Annotated in this window: 6 protein-coding genes; 3 read left to right on the top strand and 3 right to left on the bottom strand. The window is 74.1% G+C overall.

From position 1 onward, the window contains the following. Positions 1-1,215, bottom strand: a 1,215-nt coding sequence (locus tag BG452_RS30235; RefSeq protein WP_411293046.1) for a hypothetical protein, incomplete at its 3' end; no start/stop codon positions are given. A gap of 227 nt (positions 1,216-1,442) precedes the next feature. After that, complete coding sequence (locus BG452_RS30230; RefSeq protein ID WP_188307535.1) at positions 1,443-1,928, bottom strand: cysteine/serine endopeptidase inhibitor; 486 nt, start codon at positions 1,926-1,928, stop codon at positions 1,443-1,445. 283 nt (positions 1,929-2,211) lie between these two features. On the opposite strand from BG452_RS30230, the gene BG452_RS30225 reads away from it, so the two are divergent. From BG452_RS30225 to BG452_RS30215, 3 genes are all read left to right on the top strand, one after another. Beyond that, the gene (locus BG452_RS30225) at positions 2,212-2,406 is read left to right on the top strand and encodes a hypothetical protein (protein ID WP_188307534.1); all 195 of its coding nucleotides are present in this window, start codon (positions 2,212-2,214) and stop codon (positions 2,404-2,406) included. Between the two features lie 215 nt (positions 2,407-2,621). Continuing rightward, positions 2,622-3,275: a 4'-phosphopantetheinyl transferase gene (locus BG452_RS30220; RefSeq protein ID WP_188307533.1), complete on the top strand. Its 654-nt coding sequence runs from the start codon at positions 2,622-2,624 to the stop codon at positions 3,273-3,275. A 111-nt stretch (positions 3,276-3,386) separates the two neighbouring features. Continuing rightward, positions 3,387-3,770: a barstar family protein gene (locus tag BG452_RS30215; protein WP_188307532.1), complete on the top strand. Its 384-nt coding sequence runs from the start codon at positions 3,387-3,389 to the stop codon at positions 3,768-3,770. Between the two features lie 64 nt (positions 3,771-3,834). Here BG452_RS30215 and BG452_RS30210 read toward each other — a convergent pair. Continuing rightward, positions 3,835-4,633 (bottom strand): polysaccharide deacetylase family protein (locus BG452_RS30210; RefSeq protein ID WP_188307531.1); only part of this gene is annotated, 799 nt, incomplete at its 5' end.

The raw sequence follows: 4,633 nt of genomic DNA, 5'->3' as shown, positions 1-4,633 counted from the left end.
CACCGGAGGCGCGGGCGGCACCGGAGGCGCGGGCGGCACCGGGGCCGGGGGCGGCGGCGCCCCCCATACCGCCAGCCCCGCCACCAGCGCCTCGAAGTCGTACCCGCACTCCCCGCAGGTGATCAGCGCCCCCTCCGTCCGCATGTCGCCGCACCCGGGGCAGAAGGTCACCGGGTGCTCGTCGGCCTCGGTGCTCTCGCAGCGCGAGCAGATGAAGTCGGGCTCGACCTTGCCCTGTTGGAAGAACGCCCCGAAGATCGCGAACGGATTGATCTCGCCGTCCTTGCCGTGGGCCGCGCGGACGACCGTCGTGATGAGCTTGAGCCGCCGTCGCCGTTCCCGCATCCGCTGGAGGTCCAGGTTGACGACCTTGGTCTGGCGGCAGTCCCGGCAGGTGCACAGGGTCCGGACCGGCAGCCGGGAGCGGATGCCGAACTGGCGGTACAGGAACTCGAAGGCCGCCCGCTGCTCGCTGCCGACCCGCACGTCCACCACGCCGACCCCGACCGCCGTCAGACTCCCCTCCACGGTGGCGGCCAACTGCGCTATTTCGGAGGCGAGTTGATCCGGTACGCCGTCCGGCCGGCTGCTCATCATCACCGGGATCGCCAGCAGGCCGGCCAGCGCGGCCCGGTCCAGGGCCAGGACGCCCTCCCGGGAGTGGAAGACGACGCCCTGGACGCCGCCCCACAGCGACGGCCCGGCGCTCCGGGGGGCGCCGGAGAGCCGCTCGTTGATGAGGGCGGTCACGCCGCCGACCACCCGCTGGCCGGTCTGGTGGTGCCGGGCCAGGGTCTCCGCCTGGGGTGCGCGGGCCCACCAGCGGGGCTGGGGGAAGCCGGCCGCCGCGTCGGGATCGAGGCCGGTCAGTGCCTGGTCGAGGGCGAACAGCGCGCCCTGGTAGGCCGTCACGTACGGGGACTGCACACCCAGGGCGACCACCGAGACGGCCCGGTCGGTCAGGTGCACGGACATCGTGGTGTGCGGGGCGGCGGCGGCCGGGCCGGCCGCGAACCGCAGACACGCCGCGAGCGGGACTTCGTCGGGCAGCAGCATCGCGGAACGGACGGCCGAGCCGCGCCGGGCCTCCACCACGGTGGCCAGCTCCGAGGTGACCTGGAAGCCGAGCGAGCGCAGCGCCTCCACGGCCGCCGCCCGGACGCGTCCGGCGTCGGCCCGGACGCGGCGCTCGGCGTCGAGGGTGATCGAGGCCAAGACTCCTCCGTGGGACTGGAATTCGGGACGCGACGACCGCGCGACGGTCCGGGAGTCTAGCCACGAACAGCCGTCCCGCGCAGGGCGAATCCTCAGATCGCCGCCCTGGCCCCGGGGCCCCGCCGAGCCGGCCTGAACGCCGCCGTGCCCACCCCCGTACGGACGCGAGTACGGACGCGAGTACGGGGGCGGGCACGCGGGCGGGCACGGCGGAAGGCGTGGGCCGCTCAGCCGATGGTCGAGCCGGCGACCGGCTCGGACAGCTCGACGGTCTTGCCGTTCGCCCCGGCCTTGACGAACTGCCAGGTGAGGCCGTTGATCACGCCCTTGCCCAGTGGGGCGAGCTTGGCGAAGGCGGGCTGACTGAGGTCGATGTGGGTGGAGTCGCAGGACGGACACTGGTCCCTCACCGGGACGGTGATGGTCTTGCCCTGGTAGGTCACCTTGACCGAAATGCCCTTGCACAGCGGGTCGTTGTTCGGGTTGGCGGAGGTCCACCAGGTGTGCGAGACGGCGACCAGCAGTTGGTCGGCGGCGTTGATCCGGGTGCCGCAGGCGCCGTAGCCGGCGTCGTTGTAGTAGGTGGCCTTGCCGGTCATCGGCTTGTTGACCGGTATCGCGGCACTGGCCGAGCCGGCGGTGAGGGCGATGAGGGCGGCGGCCGCGAGCGGGGCGCCCGCGAGGATCCTGAGGTTCGTGCCGATGGCGCGCATGGTTCGTTCCCTCCGGTTCGTCGATCCCGGGAAAGGTCATGGGCATGACAGGCAGAAGTCACCGAAGCCGCAGGGCAGTTCGGCGATCCGATCCGACCCGATGCCCACCCGGTGAAGGGAACGTATGCGTTCCGTCTCGGCGTGGTCCAGACCTCCGCAGTGTTGCCATGAACACAAGTCAAGAATCTTTACCAATGCGGCCGAAGGGGCGAAGATGCGTGACCACCCCGCCACGCAGAGTGTTGACAGGCCGTCACCCCCGCCCGCACCGGAGGCCCGTCCCATGCGCACCGCACTCGCCGCCCTGCTTCTCGGCGCCGTCCTGACCCCGGCCCTCGCCGCCGCGACGCCGGCCGCCGCGACCCCGCGCGAGGTGAACCAGGGCTACAGCATCCCGGTCGGCGGCGTCACCGATCTCGGCGCACTGCCCGTCCTCGGCAGCCTCGGACTGGACTTCGCCCACCTGCTCGGCCAGTAACCTCTCGGGCCCGCTCGGCCGACAACCCCTCCCATCCACTCCGCCGACAACCCCTCCCACCCGCTCGGCCGGCGACCCCTCCCACCTGCTCAGTCGGCAGCCCCTCCCGGAGGCCCCGCCCCGGGTTGGCGAAGATCACGGACCAGGGCCGCCCACCCGGGTTACCCTCGACCCGCGCGGCCCGTCGGCCGCGCTGCCGACCGAGGGGGGAACACGTGATCGGGGACCTGCTGCCGGACTTCGTGGTGACCGAGGTGGCCTACGACGACCCGCCCGAGGCGCGGCTGGAGCCCGCCGAGGAAGCGGCCGTCGCCCGGGCCGTCGACAAGCGCCGCCGCGAGTTCACCACCGTCCGCCACTGCGCCCGCACCGCCCTGGCCCGCCTCGGCGTCCCGTACCGCCCGCTCGTCCCGGGCCTGCGCGGCGCACCCAGCTGGCCGGACGGCGTGGTCGGCAGCCTCACCCACTGCGAGGGCTTCCGCGCGGCCGCCGTCACCCGGACCGGCGCCCTGGCCTCCCTCGGCATCGACGCCGAGCCCGCGCTGCCGCTGCCGGAGGGCGTCCTGGAGTCCGTCGCCCTGCCCGTCGAGCAGCAGCGGCTGGCCGGGCTCGCCGCCGGGCGGCCGGACACACCGTGGGACCGCATCCTGTTCAGCGCCAAGGAGTCCGTCTACAAGGCCTGGTTCCCGCTCACCGAGCTGTGGCTGGACTTCCACGAGGCCGAACTCGACCTCTCCCCCGACGGCACCTTCACCGCCCGGCTGCTGGTCCCCGGCCCGGTCGTCGCCGGCCGCCGGCTGGACGGCTTCGACGGCCGCTGGGCGGTGCGCGACGGGCTGCTCGCCACCGCGATCGCCGTCCGGCCGTAACGGTCGTCAGCCGAGCCGTACCCGTGGACCGCCCCGAGTCGTGACCACCGACCGCCGAGCCGTAACCGCCCGTCACCCGGCGGTTCGCCGTCCGGGCATATCCTCGTCCCCGTGACGGTGACCTATGTGATCGACGGCGAGAAGATCGGCACCCTGGAGGACTTCTGGGACGTGGTCGGGCGGGAGATCGGCGTCGACGGCTACTTCGGCCGCAACCTGGACGCCTTCGCCGACTGCCTGAGCGGCGGCTTCGGCACGCCCGAGGACGACGACTACGTGATCGAGTGGCGCCACCACGAGGCCGCCCGCCGCAACCTCGGCTACCCGGAGACGGTCCGCCAGCTGGAGCGCCGGCTCACCCGGGTCCACCCCACCAACCGCGCGCAGGTCTCGGCCGAGCTGGCCGCCGCCCGCGCGGGCCGGGGGCCGACGGTCTTCGACTGGCTGGTCGACATCATCGAGGGCCGGCACCCGGGCGGCCTGCGCCTGCTCTGACCCTCCGCCTGCCGGGGATGCTCCGGCGGCTGTGACGCTCCGCCTGCCGGTACGCTCCGGCGGCTCACAGCACGTCGGACAGCCGGACGAAGCGCCGCCCCGCCGCCAGCAGCCCCGGCACCGCCGCCGCCACCCCGCGGGCGGTGCCGCGGCCCGGCTGGTTCATGTGCCCGATGACGATCGCCCCCGGCGGCGCCGACGCCACCTCCTGCTGCACCTCGGCGGCCGGGAGCGTCGCCCCGCCGTCGCCGTTCACGCTGAACCCGGCGATGCGTTCGCCCAGATCGGCGACCACCCGGGTGGCGACGTCGTCGTAGTACGCGGTGCCGGAGCGGAAGAACCGCGGCGGGTGCCCGAGCAGCTCGGTCAGCTTGTGGGCGTTGCCCGCCACCTCGTCGTACACCTCGCCGACCCCGCCCGTACCGGCGATCCCCTCCGCCGAACGGCCGGTCACCGAGAGCGGACGGTGGACGGTGCCGTGGTTGCCGATCTCGAACAGCGGGTCGGCGGCGAGTTGCTCGAAGGTCTGCGGATTGGCGTCGATCCAGCGGGCGTTCAGGAACAGCGTGGCGGGGACGTCGTGCGCGCGCAGGAAGTCGATCAGGTCGGCGTCGTAGCGGCTCCCGCCGGGCCCCCCGCAGGCGTCGAAGGTGAGCGCCATGGCGTGCTCGCCCTCCGGCAGCCCGGTGACCACCCCGGGGAGGTCCAGGCCCCACTCGGTCGGCGCCACGGCCCCGTAGCGCTGGACCAGCTCGGCCCGGCCGGGCTCCCGGGGGGCCGCGGACGCGGCGGCGGCGGAGGGCGCGGCCGACGGACCGGCCGAGGGAGTGACGGACGGCGTGACGGACGGCGTGCCCGAGACC

The sequence above is a fragment of the Streptomyces sp. CBMA123 genome (genome assembly GCF_014596465.1).
Classification (GTDB): domain Bacteria; phylum Actinomycetota; class Actinomycetes; order Streptomycetales; family Streptomycetaceae; genus Kitasatospora.
Note: the sequence above shows the minus strand (reverse complement) of the source record. Positions and strands in the feature narration are given on the sequence as shown.

Excerpts from the sequence above, each read along its gene's own strand:
- BG452_RS30230 (WP_188307535.1), bottom strand. The coding sequence starts at position 1,928 with ATGCGCGCCATCGGCACGAACCTCAGGATCCTCGCGGGCGCCCCGCTC.
- BG452_RS30225 (WP_188307534.1), top strand. The coding sequence starts at position 2,212 with ATGCGCACCGCACTCGCCGCCCTGCTTCTCGGCGCCGTCCTGACCCCG.